The organism is Cnuibacter sp. UC19_7, assembly GCF_042699995.1.
Classification (GTDB): domain Bacteria; phylum Actinomycetota; class Actinomycetes; order Actinomycetales; family Microbacteriaceae; genus Cnuibacter.
The window spans coordinates 3,165,273-3,179,751 of sequence record NZ_CP170560.1; the positions used below are offsets into that span (position 1 = coordinate 3,165,273).

The 14,479-nt window shown below is 66.9% G+C and carries 19 protein-coding genes and 1 tRNA gene; 16 read left to right on the plus strand and 4 right to left on the minus strand.

The window, feature by feature from the left end; translation table 11 throughout:
* Positions 1 to 57: 57 nt before the first annotated feature.
* A complete protein-coding gene (locus ACFJGV_RS15015) occupies positions 58 to 693 on the minus strand; it encodes a hypothetical protein (RefSeq protein WP_378144787.1) in 636 nt (211 codons plus the stop codon).
* Between the two features lie 238 nt (positions 694 to 931).
* Between ACFJGV_RS15015 and ACFJGV_RS15020 the strand changes: the two genes are divergently transcribed.
* The 3 genes from ACFJGV_RS15020 to ACFJGV_RS15030 all read left to right on the plus strand — a co-directional run bounded on the left by ACFJGV_RS15020 (position 932) and on the right by ACFJGV_RS15030 (position 4,033).
* Complete coding sequence (locus ACFJGV_RS15020; protein ID WP_378144788.1) at positions 932 to 2,353, plus strand: LCP family protein; 1,422 nt, start codon at positions 932 to 934, stop codon at positions 2,351 to 2,353.
* Between the two features lie 264 nt (positions 2,354 to 2,617).
* The gene (locus ACFJGV_RS15025; RefSeq protein WP_378144789.1) at positions 2,618 to 3,868 is read left to right on the plus strand and encodes an LCP family protein; all 1,251 of its coding nucleotides are present in this window, start codon (positions 2,618 to 2,620) and stop codon (positions 3,866 to 3,868) included.
* 74 nt (positions 3,869 to 3,942) lie between these two features.
* Positions 3,943 to 4,033: transfer RNA gene (locus tag ACFJGV_RS15030), tRNA-Ser, on the plus strand.
* Between the two features lie 40 nt (positions 4,034 to 4,073).
* On the opposite strand, the gene ACFJGV_RS15035 is transcribed toward ACFJGV_RS15030, so the two are convergent.
* Entirely contained in the window at positions 4,074 to 5,207 is a 1,134-nt protein-coding gene (locus ACFJGV_RS15035) for a tyrosine-type recombinase/integrase (RefSeq protein WP_378144790.1), read from the minus strand.
* On the minus strand, positions 5,194 to 5,763 hold the full coding sequence (locus ACFJGV_RS15040; RefSeq protein WP_378144791.1) for a helix-turn-helix domain-containing protein: 570 nt from the start codon (positions 5,761 to 5,763) through the stop codon (positions 5,194 to 5,196). The genes ACFJGV_RS15035 and ACFJGV_RS15040 overlap by 14 nt, the downstream gene beginning before the upstream one ends.
* A 191-nt stretch (positions 5,764 to 5,954) precedes the next feature.
* Between ACFJGV_RS15040 and ACFJGV_RS15045 the strand changes: the two genes are divergently transcribed.
* The 10 genes from ACFJGV_RS15045 (at position 5,955) to ACFJGV_RS15090 (ending at position 11,994) form a co-directional block, all read left to right on the plus strand.
* Positions 5,955 to 6,101 (plus strand): hypothetical protein, encoded by a 147-nt coding sequence (locus tag ACFJGV_RS15045; RefSeq protein WP_378144792.1) that lies wholly within the window; start codon positions 5,955 to 5,957, stop codon positions 6,099 to 6,101.
* Positions 6,102 to 6,181: 80 nt separating this feature from the next.
* A complete protein-coding gene (locus tag ACFJGV_RS15050; protein ID WP_378144793.1) occupies positions 6,182 to 6,763 on the plus strand; it encodes a hypothetical protein in 582 nt (193 codons plus the stop codon).
* A 41-nt stretch (positions 6,764 to 6,804) separates the two neighbouring features.
* Entirely contained in the window at positions 6,805 to 7,176 is a 372-nt protein-coding gene (locus tag ACFJGV_RS15055; RefSeq protein WP_378144794.1) for a hypothetical protein, read from the plus strand.
* Positions 7,173 to 8,027, plus strand: a complete 855-nt coding sequence (locus tag ACFJGV_RS15060; protein WP_378144795.1) for a hypothetical protein — start codon at positions 7,173 to 7,175, stop codon at positions 8,025 to 8,027. Before ACFJGV_RS15055 ends, ACFJGV_RS15060 begins: the two co-directional genes overlap by 4 nt.
* A gap of 7 nt (positions 8,028 to 8,034) precedes the next feature.
* Positions 8,035 to 8,301: a hypothetical protein gene (locus ACFJGV_RS15065; RefSeq protein WP_378144796.1), complete on the plus strand. Its 267-nt coding sequence runs from the start codon at positions 8,035 to 8,037 to the stop codon at positions 8,299 to 8,301.
* Complete coding sequence (locus tag ACFJGV_RS15070) at positions 8,298 to 8,429, plus strand: hypothetical protein (protein ID WP_378144797.1); 132 nt, start codon at positions 8,298 to 8,300, stop codon at positions 8,427 to 8,429. Before ACFJGV_RS15065 ends, ACFJGV_RS15070 begins: the two co-directional genes overlap by 4 nt.
* Positions 8,426 to 9,970 carry an AAA family ATPase gene (locus tag ACFJGV_RS15075; protein WP_378144798.1) on the plus strand — a complete coding sequence of 515 codons (1,545 nt, stop codon included), beginning with the start codon at positions 8,426 to 8,428 and terminating at the stop codon, positions 9,968 to 9,970. The genes ACFJGV_RS15070 and ACFJGV_RS15075 overlap by 4 nt, the downstream gene beginning before the upstream one ends.
* A gap of 10 nt (positions 9,971 to 9,980) precedes the next feature.
* A complete protein-coding gene (locus tag ACFJGV_RS15080) occupies positions 9,981 to 10,277 on the plus strand; it encodes a hypothetical protein (protein ID WP_378144799.1) in 297 nt (98 codons plus the stop codon).
* Positions 10,274 to 11,302 carry a hypothetical protein gene (locus ACFJGV_RS15085; RefSeq protein WP_378144800.1) on the plus strand — a complete coding sequence of 343 codons (1,029 nt, stop codon included), beginning with the start codon at positions 10,274 to 10,276 and terminating at the stop codon, positions 11,300 to 11,302. The genes ACFJGV_RS15080 and ACFJGV_RS15085 overlap by 4 nt, the downstream gene beginning before the upstream one ends.
* Before the next feature lie 173 nt (positions 11,303 to 11,475).
* Positions 11,476 to 11,994 (plus strand): hypothetical protein, encoded by a 519-nt coding sequence (locus tag ACFJGV_RS15090; protein WP_378144801.1) that lies wholly within the window; start codon positions 11,476 to 11,478, stop codon positions 11,992 to 11,994.
* 104 nt (positions 11,995 to 12,098) lie between these two features.
* Here ACFJGV_RS15090 and ACFJGV_RS15095 read toward each other — a convergent pair whose 3' ends face one another.
* Complete coding sequence (locus tag ACFJGV_RS15095) at positions 12,099 to 12,881, minus strand: hypothetical protein (protein WP_378144802.1); 783 nt, start codon at positions 12,879 to 12,881, stop codon at positions 12,099 to 12,101.
* Positions 12,882 to 12,916: 35 nt separating this feature from the next.
* Between ACFJGV_RS15095 and ACFJGV_RS15100 the strand changes: the two genes are divergently transcribed.
* From ACFJGV_RS15100 to ACFJGV_RS15110, 3 genes are all read left to right on the plus strand, one after another.
* Entirely contained in the window at positions 12,917 to 13,171 is a 255-nt protein-coding gene (locus tag ACFJGV_RS15100) for a hypothetical protein (RefSeq protein ID WP_378144803.1), read from the plus strand.
* A 768-nt stretch (positions 13,172 to 13,939) separates the two neighbouring features.
* Positions 13,940 to 14,296, plus strand: coding sequence for a terminase (locus ACFJGV_RS15105; RefSeq protein ID WP_378144804.1), 357 nt, complete (start codon positions 13,940 to 13,942; stop codon positions 14,294 to 14,296).
* Positions 14,296 to 14,478, plus strand: coding sequence for a hypothetical protein (locus ACFJGV_RS15110; RefSeq protein WP_378144805.1), 183 nt, complete (start codon positions 14,296 to 14,298; stop codon positions 14,476 to 14,478). The genes ACFJGV_RS15105 and ACFJGV_RS15110 overlap by 1 nt, the downstream gene beginning before the upstream one ends.
* Position 14,479 lies beyond the last annotated feature (1 nt).

Consider the following 14,479-nt stretch of genomic DNA (forward strand, 5'->3'; position numbering starts at 1 on the left):
ACGCGCCGAGCCCGCGGACGGAACCGGAGTCGAGCGGGGCCGAGCCCGGCGGCGGGGTCAGTCGCGGGGGCGGACGGCGAGGTCGCCGAGGTCGAACGCGACCTCGCGCATCCGCTCGGCGCGCGCCTCGGCGTAGTCGGGGTCGTCGGCGATCGACGCGGCCCGCACCAGGCGGGAGCGCACGACGCCTCCGAGCTCGTCCCAGGCGCGCCCGCGCGACTCCTCGATGAGGGAGGAGAGGAACTCCTCGTCCTCGCGCTGGGCCCCGAACCGCTCGGCGACCGAGTCGTGGACGAGGGCGCGCAGCTCGAGCGCCTCGATGTCGAGCTGCCCGTAGTCGTGCTCGCTCATGGCGCGCCCGTGCGCGAGCTTCGCCCGCCGGAGCGCTTTCCGCGCGACCTTCGCCGAGTCCTGCTGCTCGGCGACGACGCGGTCGAGCTCCTCCTGCGCGAGCTCGACGGCATGCTCGGTCGAGTACGGGTCTCCGTCGCGCAGCGCGCTCACGATGAGCCTGTTCTTCAGTGCGAGCACCAGCGCATGGTGGATCATCCGCACGCCGTCGTCGACCGCCTCGTCGGCGGCCTTCAGGTGCGGCGGCTCGACCTCGCGGTCGCTGCCGGCCCAGCGCTGAGCCGAGCGCTTCCGGCGCTTCGGCTCCTTCTCCTTCGGCTCCTTGCCGTCCTTCTTCGCCACTCGGCTCACCACACCCCGGGCTCGACGCGCCCGCACGCGACGCGCCCGGACGCGACGCTCCGGCGCGCCGCGTCCGCCGGCGCGCGGCGAGGCGAACGCGACACCACGAGGTCCATGCCTCCACGATACGAACCGCGGGCGTCGCACGCGACTCCTCACAATTCCCAGGTTTATGCGTCAGAATGTTCTTTTCGTTCCTCCGGTCACCCGAAGGCCGGAGCGCGAGAGGACCTACGCCGTGACCGACCCGTTCGACCCCACGGCCGGACCACGCGACGCCACCCCTCGACGCCGGACCTTCTCGGCCCGCACCACACGAGCCGAGGTGAGACGGCCCGTGCGCATCCGGCCCACCGCCCGCCATGGGCGCCAGCACGCGACCCGCCCCTGGTTCGTCGCGCTGCGCTATCTCGGCCTGGTCGCGGCGGTGCTCGGCATCAGCGCGGTGACGGTGGCCGGATACGCCACCTGGTCGATCTCCAGCCGCATCCAGACCGTGCAGCTCGCCGACTCGCCCATCCCCGGGGAGTCGGCCACCGGATCCGCGAGCGGAGCGGACGGCACGGACGGCCCCATCCGGGGCAGCGTCAACCTCCTCCTCGTCGGCAGCGACACCCGCGAGGGTCAGAGCCCGGACTTCGGCGACACCCAGGGCAGCCTCGGCGACGCCACGATGCTCGTCCACATCTCCGCCGACCGCACCAACGCCACCGTCGTCAGCTTCCCGCGCGACCTGGTCGTGCCCGTCCCGGAGTGTCCGTCGCCGTCCGGAGGCACCTTCGACGCGCTCGACGCGCAGCCGCTCAACGTCACGCTCTCCTACGGCGGCCTGCCCTGCACCGTGCTCACGGTCGAGAAGCTGACCGGGCTCGACATCCCCTACGCCGCAGAGGTGCGCTTCGACGGCGTCGTCGAGATGTCGAACGCGCTCGGCGGCGTCCCCGTCTGCGTGGCGCAGCCCGTCGAGGATGACCTCACCGGCATCCACCTCGACGCCGGGCTCCACGAACTCCAGGGGATGGACGCGCTGCAGTTCCTGCGCACCCGCAGCGGCGTCGGTGACGGCAGCGAGGCGGGGCGCATCAGTTCGCAGCAGGTGTTCCTCGCCTCGCTCGTGCGCACGATCAAGTCGGATGCGGCGCTGGGCGACTTCCGCACCATGTACGCGCTGGCGAGTGCGGCATCGCAGAACATGGTGCTGTCGACGAGCCTCGCCTCCCCGGATCGCCTCGCCTCGGTGGGGACCGCACTCCGCGAGGTCGACCTCGACGGCGTCGTCTTCGCCAGCTACCCGGGCATCCCCTCCGCCTCGGGCGACTTCGCCGGGATGCCGCGCCCGAACTACGCCGACGCAGGTGTGCTCGTCGCGGCGATCAAGGCGGATCAGCGCGTCGCCGTGCCCGCCGTCGGCGTGGCCGCCGCCCCCGACACCGCCGGGGTCGTGCCGACGCCGACCGCGGGCGACGCGTCAGGTGCTGCGGATGCGGGGGAGCCCGATTCCGGGGATCCCACCGCGGGTACTGGTGCCGCCGACGCCAGCGGCACCGACGACGGCACGGCCGCGGGCGGGGCTGCGGACTCCGTCACGGTGCTCCCGCCGACGATCACCGGCCAGGCCGCCGCCGCTCCCACCTGCACGGTGGGCAAGTCCGCCGGCTGAGGCACCGCCCGAGCGGCCGAGAGACCGCCCGAGCGGGCACCCCGGATCGGGCTCTCAGCGGATGTGCGCCACGCGGAACGCGGAACGCTCCCTCATCCGGATGCGCGTCTCTGCCAGACTGACCCCGACGACGGCGGGTGCGCCGCCGCGACAGAGCGCCCGGGGGTTGGCGGCGCTCGCGGGAGACGGGGGACGATCATCAGCGCCAGGAGCAGCTCACGCGGTCCGGTCGCCCGCCACGGTCGGCAGCGCAGCTCCCATCCGGTGCGCGCGGTCCTGACCTTCCTCGGTGCCACGGCGGCCGTGATCGCGGTGAGCGGGGTGTCGCTCGCCGCTTACGCCACCTGGGACGTCACGCGCTCGGTCACCACCGTGTCCCTCCTCTCCGACCTCCCCACCGAGGGCGCCGACGGCACCTCGACCGCCCCGGCGCCGCCGCCGAGCATCGACGCCATCGACGGCGGTGTGAACATGGTGCTCGTCGGCAGCGACACCCGCACCGGCCAGGGCGACCTCTACGGCGAGGATGAGGGCGGCGCGCTGAACGACGTCACCATGCTCATCCACATCGCCCAGGACCACAGCAGCGCCACGGTCGTGAGCTTCCCCCGCGACCTCATGGTCGACCTGCCCGAGTGCCCGGACGGCGGCGAGTACACCGCCCCCATCAACACCGCGCTCTCGCTCGGCGGCCTGCCCTGCGTGGTGCTCACGATCGAGAGCCTCACCGGGCTCAGCATCCCGTTCGCGGCGATGATCGAGTTCAACGGCGTGATCGAGATGTCGAACGCCCTCGGCGGGGTGCCCGTCTGCGTGGCCGAGCGGATCGACGACGACTACACGAACATCCATCTCGATCCCGGCACCTGGGACCTCAAGGGCGCGGATGCGCTCGGCTTCCTGCGCACCCGCCACGGCGTCGGCGACGGCAGCGACATCGGCCGGATCAGCTCGCAGCAGGTGTTCCTGTCGTCGATGATCCGTACGATCAAGTCGGGCTCGACGCTCACCGACGCGACGAAGCTGTACGGCCTGGCGAAGGCCGCTGCGTCGAACATGACGCTCTCCGATCGGCTCGCGTCGCCCGACACGATGGTCTCGATTGCCCTCGCGCTGAAGGACATGGACCTCTCGAAGGTCTCGTTCGTCGCGTATCCGAACTACTACGCCGACTGGGTGCCCGCGGGGAAGGTCGCCCCCGACGAGGACTCCGCCGCCATCCTGTTCGCCGCGATCGCAGCAGACCAGCCGATCGCTCTGGCGCAGACCGGCGGGCTCGCCTCCGCCGCCGACCCGAACGCGCCCGCCGTCACGCCGGCGCCGGGCACGGTCCCGCCGGCGACGGCGCCGCCCGCCGACCCGTCGGCGCCGGTCGATCCCTCCGCCCCGGCGGACCCCTCGGCTCCCGCCACTCCCGAGCCGGGCGAGGTCGACGCCTCGGGCGCGGTGGTGCTCCCCGGCGACGTGAAGGGACAGACCGCCGCCGACTACACCTGCTCGATCGGCAACGAGTAGCACTCGTCCGGCGACGAGCGGTACCCGTTCGGCAGTGCGGGCCACGTCGGCTATGATGGCGGAGGCGAATGCCAGGAGACGTCGCATAGTTCGGCCTAGTGCACCACCCTGCTAAGGTGGAGTGCCCTTTATTGGGCACCGTGGGTTCAAATCCCACCGTCTCCGCAGACCACGACCCCCTGACAGCCCCGGAAACACGGGAAAGTCAGGGGGTTTCGTCGTTCCTGGCTGGCGAGCCTGCCCACGTTTTGCCCACAATCGCAGATGCCGCTGCCTCATCCAGGCGGGCCGCAAGCACGTCTAGGTCATCGTCGAACAGGTCTGCGTAGGTGTCGAGGGTCATCGCCGCAGACGCGTGGCCAAGCATTCGCTGCACCGCCTTGACGTTCGCTCCCGACGCGATCGAGAGGCTTGCGGCGGTGTGGCGGAGGTCGTGCAGCGTCATCGGCTCCAGGCCGGCGTGCTCCAGGGCCGTCTTGAACCACGAGCGAGATCCCGTGCTCACCCTCGTGCGGCGAAGGTGGAAGCCGTAGGCGTCGGAGAAAACGAGCGCGTCGCGGCCTTTCCCCTTGATGGCCTCGCGCAGCAGCCCGACCATGAATCGTGGGAATGGCACCTGCCGCCGCTTGTGCGTCTTCGGCGTGCCGACGATGATCTGACCGTCGACCTCGACCGCATTCTCCGAGACCGTCACGCGACGCCTGACGAGGTCTACGTCCTTGACGCGTAGCCCGATGGCCTCACCCCATCTGAGGCCCGTGTAGGCCAAGAGGAGGACGAGCGCTCGACGGTCACCAGCGTTGTCGGCGAGCGCAATCACCTGCGCGTGCGTGAGGTAGCGGTGCTCCCGCTTCAGCTTCCGCGGAAGCTTGACGTTCCGAGCGGGGTTCGAGGGCAGTCGACGATCACGGACGGCGACATCGAGGATGCTCGCCAGGACGCCGTATGAAAGCAGCACGGTAGTCGCGCTCTTCCCTGCCGAGGTCAGCTCGGACACCCACGTCTGCACCTCGCTATGTCGGATGTCCCCGACTCGGCGAGAGCCCCACCGAGGCTCGACATGCAGCCTCCACGCGATCTCCACCGGACGGAACGAGGACGGCTTGAGATGGCTCTGGGTGGCGATCCAGTCAGCCCCGAGGGCAGTCATCGTGACTCGACCCGCGGCGGCGTCGATGAACTCGCCAGTCGCCTTCTTGATCTCGATCGACGCGGCGAACAGCTCGGCGTCCTTCTTGGACTTGAAGCCGCGTTTATCGGTCTGACGATGGTCGGGCGTCCGATAGCGGACACGGTAACGCTTCCCCGCGGCGGTCTGGTACGAGCTAATCGTTGCCATGGCGGTTCAGGAGAAGGCGAAGGTCCGCCTCAAGTACGCCGAGCAGTACGCTCACGTAGGTTCCAGGCGATTCGTCAATCTCTCGCCTATCGACCGCGGCTCTTACCGCGTACAGCACGTCCGTAGTCATCCGCGCGGGGGACTGGTTGTGCAGCTCCGTGTCCAGCCACCCTCGGTCACGCTCCTCAAGCTGGACGGTTCCATCCGCGGCGGCGGCCACCTCGAGCAGGGCCATCGCATATTCGTAGGAGGCGCTCACCAGCCGCTTCTGAGCCCGCGTGTGAGCCGTGTAGGCCACCTGCAACTCGCCGGTCCCCTCGAGAAGGTCAGCGAGCGCGACGCCGAGGATATCGGCCAACGCGGCGGCCTCACCAATGCTCACCCGACGCTCTCCCCGCTCGATCTTCCCGATCGTTGTTGGGTGCATGGCGAGGCCCCTCGTGTCGATCACAGCGGCGAGCTGGTCCTGTTTGAGGCCCATGGCAAGTCGAGCCCGCTTTACGTTCTCGGCGAAGGTGCGATCCGCGTCGGCGATGTGAGGAGGGAATTCGGTCACGCGTCGAGCATAAGCGAAGACGGCGTGTTGCTTGCGCCTAAAATCGGTTTTGCCTAATATCGCTTCCAGAAAGAACCGAATATCGGTTTCAGGATTGGAGGTTCACCACATTGACAGTTATGCACCCCGACATCGCCGCGGCGGTCCGGGAGTTCATCTCCCCGGAGGAGGTCTGTCGAATCGTCCCGGGCATGACGAAGAACAATCTCGCCCAACTGCGGTTCAAGGGAACCGGGCCCACCTTCTACCGGCCCAGCCCACGGACGATCTGCTACGAGCGAGGGGAGGTGCTCGAGTGGCTGCTGTCGACGCAGCAGACCAGCACGGCCCAGAAATGAGAGAAGCCCCCGACGCCGGTGCAACGGCAAATGTCAGGGGCATCTCAGGACAGAACCCAACCGCTAGGAAAGGAACCGTCGTGAACGACGCTACCAACATCATCCCACAGGCCACCGACACCGAGAAAGACCTCATCCATGCGTGGTGCCTCGAGGTGAAGAGACGCCACGATGCTCTCAAGCCCATCATCGACACGGCTGACCCTCGGCTGGTGGAACTGGTCGAGTCCTGGCCGTACAAGATCACGATGGAGCGGCTCCTCGACAGATTCGACCTGACGGACGCCGAAGATCGGCGGCAGATCCTCGACGTCTACTCCGATCGTCACGTGGTCCGACCGGTCTGGCCGTTGGCCGCACCCGGCTGGGCGGTTGAGACCACCGTGGAGGGCAGCTATCCCGAGCTACAGATTTGCCACTACGGCCCCGTCCACGCCTTCGGGGTCGCCGAGACCCGTCTCGAACAGCACACAACCGTCTTCCTGGATGACTACGGCCCCGGTGCGGAATTCGGCGACTACAAGCACTACCCGGCCCGCATCGTCATCATCTCGATGAAGAACTTCCCAGAACTCGATGCGAACGACGCGCATTGCTACGCCCTCGCTCTCGAAGATGCGGTCGACGATCTCGCTGTCGCAGACGAGGTGCGTTCGGCATGACGAGGGCATCTGACCCCTTTGACGTCCTCGAGGATGAACTGGTGCAGCTCCTCGACGGCTCGTGGAAGCCGTTCCGGAAGTCGAGGCTCGGTGAGCTGGAGGATCTCGACCGTCTGGCCGCTGTGTATGCCGCGATCGCACAGCTCGACCGGATCATTCAGCCCACCAATGTCGCCCGGTCCGCAGCGACACCGGATCACCTGGAGTACGACCGGGAGGCGATCGCTCGCTGCGGGTTCACTGACGTGACGGTGGCCCGACACGTCCGCAACCTGCTCGTCGCATCGCAGCACGCGATCAGTCGAGACGTTGACCCGGCAGCGGTCGTCGCGTCGGTCGCATTCGACGCCTCCGCTCTCGCGGAGATCCTCGGCAGGAACCTGTCGGAGGCGGGGGAGCGGAGCGCTGCATGAACCGGTCTCTTTACCGATCGCGTGACAGCTTCGCGACGGTCTCCTGGGGGCTCGTGAAGGCGCTCGGAGGTGATGTCGCTGCAGCATCTCTGTTCGACTGGATCGCATGGAAGTGCGAATCCGAATACGCGCCGACCGATGGCGAGGGGACTCGCTGGTACTCGATCAGCTACCCCTCCTTGTCCGAGATGACCGGCGTGAGCGAGAAGGTCATCAGGACCACGATCGCCAAGCTCATCGACGCCGGCCACATCCAGTCGACGCAGCTCCGGACGGGCGGATCGTACGACCAGACACGGTCCTATTCGCCCGTCTGGACAGATGGGGTGCCCCAGGGGGCAGATGCATCTGCCCAGACGGGAGGGGTGCCCCACAGGGCAGATGGACCTGCCCCACAGGGCGGATGTGATCTGCCCCACAGGGCAGATGTACCTCTTATAGAAGAACTAGAGAAAGACGTTAAAGAAGACGCCGCATCCGACGATGCGGTGACCGTTGCGGTGATCGTTGATCCGTTCGAGGAGTTCTGGTCGGAGTACCCGGTGCGACGGGGCAAGAAGGAAGCGAAGGCCGCCTACGCGAAGGCGCTGAAGCGCACCGACCCCGACACGATCCTCGCTGGCGTCCGCGCCTACAAGTCGAGCCTCGGCCCGAATCCCGACCTGTCGCGCGTGAAGTGGGCCCAGGGCTGGCTGAACAACGACAGGTGGGCCGACGAGTACACCGGGCACCGCGGAGGGCCCACGAACGCCGAGAAGGCGCTCGCCGACTTCGAGCAGAAGTACGGGGGTGATCCTCGTGGAGCTTCGGGAGACGCACGCACTCTTGGTGCTGCTGTCAGCGGTCGATGACCGTCCGGTGACCAACCTGACCGTGCAGGCCTGGCACGGCGTGCTCGAGCGTTACTCCTTCGAGGAAGCGAAGACCGCGCTCCACGCGGCGCTCCGGGAGGTACCGTACAACATCCGGCCCGCGCACATCGTCGAGCAGATCCGCAGCGCACGCGCCCGGCATACCGAGATCTACGGCATCCACCCGCCGGCCCCCGAAGGGAAGCGCTGGGCGGTCGACGTCATCGAGAACGACCCCGAACTCGACCTTCCGCAGAAGGCGACCGAGTCGTGACCAGGGCGCTCGATGTCGCACGGGAGGAGCGCGACAAGGCGGTACGTGAGGCCGATTACCTGCGTGCGGAGACCGAACGACTCAGCGGCCAACTGTTCCGGCTGCTGGACGAAAAGGAGAACCAGTGACAAGCAAGTCGTTCGAGCGGGTCGTCGCCGCTTTCCAGGCGGCCGGCCTCATCGTCAAGATGCGCGGGCAGGATGCCGCTGATGCCCAAGCGCCAGGGCACTCTGCGAAGGACCAGTCGGTGTCGATCCGAGCGATCGAGGGTCAGACGTTGATCTACTCGCACTCCGACCCGACGGACCAGGTCCTCAACGCACTCGGGCTGACGATGGCCGATCTGTTCGACGAGCCGAAGGGCGTCGAGTACCGGTACAGCGACGGCCGCAGGGTGCACCGCTCGCCGCTGAAGGCGTTCCGGCAGTCCGGGAACACGCAGGGCAACGCCCTGTACCGGCTTGAGCGGCTCGCAGACGCAGACCCGGTCTACTTCGTCGAAGGCGAGAAGGACGTCCACGCGCTCGAATCGCTCGGCGTGACGGCGACCTGCATCGCGATGGGGGCAGGGAAGGCCCACCTGTTCGACCTGACCCCGCTTCACGGGAAGACCGTCTACGTCATACGCGACATGGACGAGCCCGGCCTGAATCACGCGATGGACGTCCACCGGCTCATCGGGGACAAGGCCGACACGAAGCTCGTCGAGGTCGCGGTGGGGAAGGACGCCGCCGACCACGTCGCCGCGGGCCATGGCATCACGGACATGCGGATCGTCGACTGGCCCACACCACCGGACCCCGTTGACGAGGAGTTCGAGCGTGCCGTCGCCGATCGCCGCAAGTACCTGCGGGTGCAGCAGGAGGCGAAGCGGCGCGATGCCGAGGACGCGGCCGCGGCGACGTCGTCCAAGCTCGAGGTGAAGTCTCTGGGCGCATTGCTCGACCAGACGTTCACGTACAGCTGGCTCGTCCCGGATCTCCTCGAGCGCGGTGACCGTCTCGTGCTCACCGGCTCGGAGGGCGGCGGCAAGAGCTACCTCTTCCGCCAGATCGCGATCTGCATCGCCGCCGGGGTGCACCCGTTCAACCTGCATCAGCAGATCGACGCCCACCGGGTCCTCGTGATCGACGCGGAGAACACCGAACGGCAATGGCACCGCGCCGCCCGCTATGTCACGAACCTCGCAGCACGTCATGGCCACGCAGACCCGCGGGAGACGATCCACGTCTCGGCAGGACGACGCCTCGACCTCACCACCACCGCCGACCGGAACGAGGTGTGGCAGAAGATTCGGGAGCATCAGCCCGACATTCTCTACATCGGCCCGCTCTACAAGCTCGTCCCGAAAGCCATTACCACCGACGACGACGCGGCACCCCTGATCGAGACCCTCGACGGCTTCCGCGAGTCCGGGCTCGCCCTGCTCATGGAAGCCCACGCAGGCAAGGGCCGCGCCGTCGGAGGCGAACGCGACCTCGCGCCCCGCGGATCATCCGCGCTCCTCGGTTGGCCCGAATTCGGGTTCGGCCTCCGCCCCCTCGAAGAAGACCCCAACACCGCAGCTCTCGTCAAGTGGCGAGGCGACCGAGAGAAACGAGACTGGCCCACCCACATCCGCCGGGGCATCGAAGGAGAGCTGCCCTGGGAACGATCCTTCTACAGCTGAAAGAGCCCGCATGGCATTCGCCGGATACGCCCCCGCCGTCCCCATCGACCGCACTCCACACTGCTGCTCCCGCTGCCGAACCCCGTACAACTGCGGCAACGCGGGATGCGCCTGCCACGCACCCGCCCAGATCCCCGTCCTGGAGCGACCCAGCGACGCCTGGGCCTCGTGGGACCAGGTCATCGACGCGCTCCCAGACCTAAGCCCCGCCATGAATCGCCTCCTCGCCTACGACCCCCGCGAGTTCCAGACCCGCTGGTGCGTCCGCCACCTCGTCATCATCCCCACCACGAAGGAGTCCGCGTGACCGACACCGACGACCGGCCCTGCATCCGCCGCTGCATCCGCGCCGGCACCGAGACCGACCTCCTGCCCGCCCGACACGGCCACTACTGCCACCGCTGCTACACCCGCACCGTCAACGCCCTGGCTCTCGCACCCGAGCTGATCGAACACCTCGTCCATCAGTACGAGCCCTCCACGTCACGTCAACTGCAGGAGGTCCTCGTTCCGACGTCCGACACGGAAGCGAAGCTGCCGTTCAACGCGCTGGCGTTCGACTCCGCGAACGACCTCTACCGCACCCTCGTGTACCTCGTGAACCACCTCGCGCCGAAGCTCTACGCCGAGCCGCCACGGCCCGCGAGACGCTCATGGAGAGACCAGGGCGGCCAGGTGCTCGGCATCCCCGCTGGAGCGTCACCCGAGGACGCTAGGGCCAACGTCACCGTCATCGTCGACTGGCTCACGCAGCACCTCGATGCGATCTACCAGCTCGACACGGACACGATCGAGGACCTCGACCCCTTCGTGAAGGACCGCATTCACGGGATCGCGAAGTCATGGCCGCGCGAGAACCGCGCCCGCTACAGCGACATGCCGCACCTGTTCACCAGCCGCCTCGAGATCGTCGAGCAGCCCGACCTAGGTGAGGCCCCCGTCCAATGGCGAACCGATCCTGACGACCGGTGCGGCGGTCGTATCGCCATCCACCCGCCCCGTTTCGAGGACGACCCCGAGGTCATCCAGTGCGAGGCCTGCCAGACCGAGTTCCAGCCCGAGGAGTACGAGACCGCGCTCGCGGACTACTTGAAGCTCAAGCGCGACGAGCGGAACGCCCGCGACCGCGCCCGAGCGCAGGAGGCAGCGAGGGTGAAGAAGGAACGCGAGAAGGAGCGCACCCAGGAAGAGATTGACCAGCTTCGCGCCGCCGCTGTCCAGAGACACCTCGTCGCGAAGTATCTCAACGGTGCGTCTCCGCGGCAGAGCAGTGGGGAGGAGAGACAATTTAGATCGGGGCAGGGACCGAGACCAGCAATCGGTAGAATGTGATGGTCGTTAGACGGACACGCGGAACTGACAGAGAGCTCGCTGTCGTCGATCTCGAGCGGGCAGATCTCAATCATCGAGTGCGATTTCGCCGCCCGGCAAACAGTTCTCACGGTTCTCCCGTCATCCGGGGAATTTTGCTTGGTGTAGCCAAGGAACCCTTCTGGCAAGGGATCATGCAGAAGCCCGGATTTAGCCTGCAGATCGGATTCCCGAGCAGGTGGGGTGGCCTCAACCGGGAGTCATTCGGGCCCGTTCCTGGACACTTCGTGGTCGCATTGGGCGGCGTCTACCGCCCGGGGCCGACGCTGTTCGACCGGATACGCGAAGAGGAGGAGCAGGCGGAGTTCTTCGTGAATCCTGATGACGTACCTGCCGACGTCGCGGCTCAAATCGCACGCCTCACCTCGTCCGCGAAAGACTCCTACGTGGTTTCCTTCTTCGGCTCAGAGCGTGCAGCTCTTGAAGAATCAGCCGGCTACACGCTGTTGGAACGCGAACTGCCCGTGATTTCCACCCTCTACGAATGGCGCTCCGGTGTGAAGCTGATGCTCATCCGGAACGAGCTCCTCGCGGAGTATCGTGCCGACGGAATAGACCCCCTGAACTCGAACGACGCGAAGCTCCACCATTTCGCCGTGCCGAAGACACGCGAACAACTTGACGGGGACCCTCGTCTCGGAGGATCTGTATAATAGTCGTGTAGGCTGCACCCACTCCGGGACAGCGGCCTTTCGCGCATCACACGCCCCTCTGCGGCTGGCACCTCCCTTGCCGGACGACCTGCCGTTCTCTCGCCCTAGGCGTGACCTCCTGTGACGGCGGAGATGACGGCAATCGTGTCAGCGACGACCCCCAAAGCCCCCGCTGCGAATCCGGCGTAGGGGCTCAACTTTCGCACTGCCGCTCGCAGGCGAGAGGCTAGGCCTGTCGGCGAGCCAGCCTGGTCTAATGCATCTGCGACGGACGTCACGGCACCCGTCAACTCGTTGATGCTCCGGACGAGTTCCGCGCCGGCGAATGCGTCCGCGCCAGGTGCAATTCCGGCGCGGATTGAACGGCTGAGACTGGCCACGTAAGCTCGGCCGTCGTCGTCGAGTTCGACCTCATCGGAGCCGAGAAGGTCGAGAACCTCGTCTAGACCTTCAGATACGTTAGAGCGCTGTTCCTGTGACAACGCGATAGGGCTCGGTCGCTCGTCCAGGACGTCCGCAAGACTGGCGAGAATGTTCATCGCTGAGGCATCGATGACAGAGACGTAGCTGCTACTGCCCGCGCCCCAGTGAATGTCGGGCGCGAACACTCCTCTATACCAGCCGAGCAGCGACGCGTAGTAGTGGTCTGTTTTCCGGCCGGCCCTGGCGCGTGCATCAAGCTCTAGATCCACCCGTCGGACCAAACGCACGGCTTCGGCCTGAGCTCGCCAGAATTCGACGTCGTGGCCGTTAGTTTCATCGGCTCGATTGGCATAGATCGGTACGCCGGGCTGTAGCTCCGCCCATCCGTTTAGGACGTCAAGAAGCTCACGTGCAGGATTCCCCATATCGCCGAGCGTAACGACCTCCGAGTCGTAGCGCCTCACGCCAATGGGGCACGAGGCCAAGCGAGGTCAGAATCATGGCAACCATCAAGCCGGACGCTGTCGCTGATCCTCGCCCGGGTAGCCGCGGCTACCTCAAGTGGTACTGGACCAAGGGCCCAGGCCTCGCGAAGTGGGTGGCATCCCCGACTCCGTACCGGGCGCTCAAGGCACACTTGATCAAGTACGTGCCCGCCACTTACGTCGATAAGGTCGTCGCCCAGTGGTTCCACGACGCCAAGGGCTACTGGCCGGCCGAACGTAACGGCAAGAACCCGGTCGGTCCCGGCTGATGGACTGCATCCACTGCGGCCAGCCCGCCCGATCCGGACGCCGAGTCGAGATTGACGGCGTGACCGCCTGGTACTGCGACGACGACACGAAGACCGACCCTACCTGCTACCAGATAGCCAAGTGGTCAGGATGGCGTGACCTCCACACACTCGCTGCACAGCGAGCCAGCTGATGCCCGGATGGCAGGGCTCCACACGCAGGGAACGTCTCCCCGCCAACTGGGCCACCGAGATCCGTCCCCGCATCCTCAACCGCGACGGCCACCAATGCACCTGGCTCACCAACGGAGTCCGCTGCACCCAGAGAGCCACCGACGTCGACCACATCCAACGCGGCGACAACCACGAGGACTGGAACCTCCGCTCCCTCTGCAGCCCACACCACCGGGCCAAGTCGTCACGCGAAGGCGGCACCGCACCACGACGCCGCTCCCGCTACTACGTGAAGCGACCCGAAGAACCACACCCCGGCATGAAGCGACCCAAGCCATGACCTGCCGGAAGCGCAGATACCGAGACCGCATTAGCGCGCTCCTCACACTCGCCACCATCCAGCACACAGGCAGCGGACGACGACCCAAGACCGAAACCCGCGCCTACCGGTGCCCACACTGCAACGCATGGCACCTCACAAGCCAACCCAAACGGTGACCCCACCCCCATGACACCCTCCCCCCGGGCCCCTTTACCGCTCCGCGTATAGGGTCTGCCATTCCGTGTGACCTGAAAACGTCCCAGGGGCTCCCCGAGTCTGGAAGGAGCTGAGCGATGGTGCGGTCGATCTATCCCGCGGAATTGCAGGCTTCTGGCCGGAGGGTGTGGAAGGCGGTCACGGATATCGCTGAGCTCGAGGAGTGGGAGAAAGTGACCCTTCTGGAGGCGTGTCGGACTGCTGATCGTCTGGACGATCTGGCGGAGGCGATGGAGGGTCAGCCTCTGACGGTGACGAACTCGAAGGGCGATGAGGTGGCTCACCCGTTGATGGTGGAGTCGCGGATGCAGTCGGTCGTGTACGCGCGTCTGGTCGCTGCTCTCCGTATCCCGGACTCGGAGACGGGGCAGGTGCCTCAGTCGAGGCCGACGCGTGGCGCGTATGGGGTGAGGCCGCTGAAGGCGGTTCCCTGATGCGGCTGAAGTCGGCTCCGTCGGAGCGGAACTTCGATCGTCTGCGTGACACGTACGACGATCTGATGGTGCGTGCGATGAGTATGCGTGAGACCCCGGATTTGCTTCGGGCGTGGACGGACGATTACGAGCGGTTTGCGGATGCCTGCGGCCGGCAGGGGGTGTCGGTCGAGGATCTGTGAC

Excerpts from the sequence above, each read along its gene's own strand:
- ACFJGV_RS15105 (WP_378144804.1), top strand. The coding sequence starts at position 13,940 with ATGGTGCGGTCGATCTATCCCGCGGAATTGCAGGCTTCTGGCCGGAGG.
- ACFJGV_RS15080 (WP_378144799.1), top strand. The coding sequence starts at position 9,981 with ATGGCATTCGCCGGATACGCCCCCGCCGTCCCCATCGACCGCACTCCA.
- ACFJGV_RS15045 (WP_378144792.1), top strand. The coding sequence starts at position 5,955 with ATGACGAAGAACAATCTCGCCCAACTGCGGTTCAAGGGAACCGGGCCC.
- ACFJGV_RS15035 (WP_378144790.1), bottom strand. The coding sequence starts at position 5,207 with ATGGCAACGATTAGCTCGTACCAGACCGCCGCGGGGAAGCGTTACCGT.
- ACFJGV_RS15090 (WP_378144801.1), top strand. The coding sequence starts at position 11,476 with ATGCAGAAGCCCGGATTTAGCCTGCAGATCGGATTCCCGAGCAGGTGG.
- ACFJGV_RS15060 (WP_378144795.1), top strand. The coding sequence starts at position 7,173 with ATGAACCGGTCTCTTTACCGATCGCGTGACAGCTTCGCGACGGTCTCC.
- ACFJGV_RS15110 (WP_378144805.1), top strand. The coding sequence starts at position 14,296 with ATGCGGCTGAAGTCGGCTCCGTCGGAGCGGAACTTCGATCGTCTGCGT.
- ACFJGV_RS15100 (WP_378144803.1), top strand. The coding sequence starts at position 12,917 with ATGGCAACCATCAAGCCGGACGCTGTCGCTGATCCTCGCCCGGGTAGC.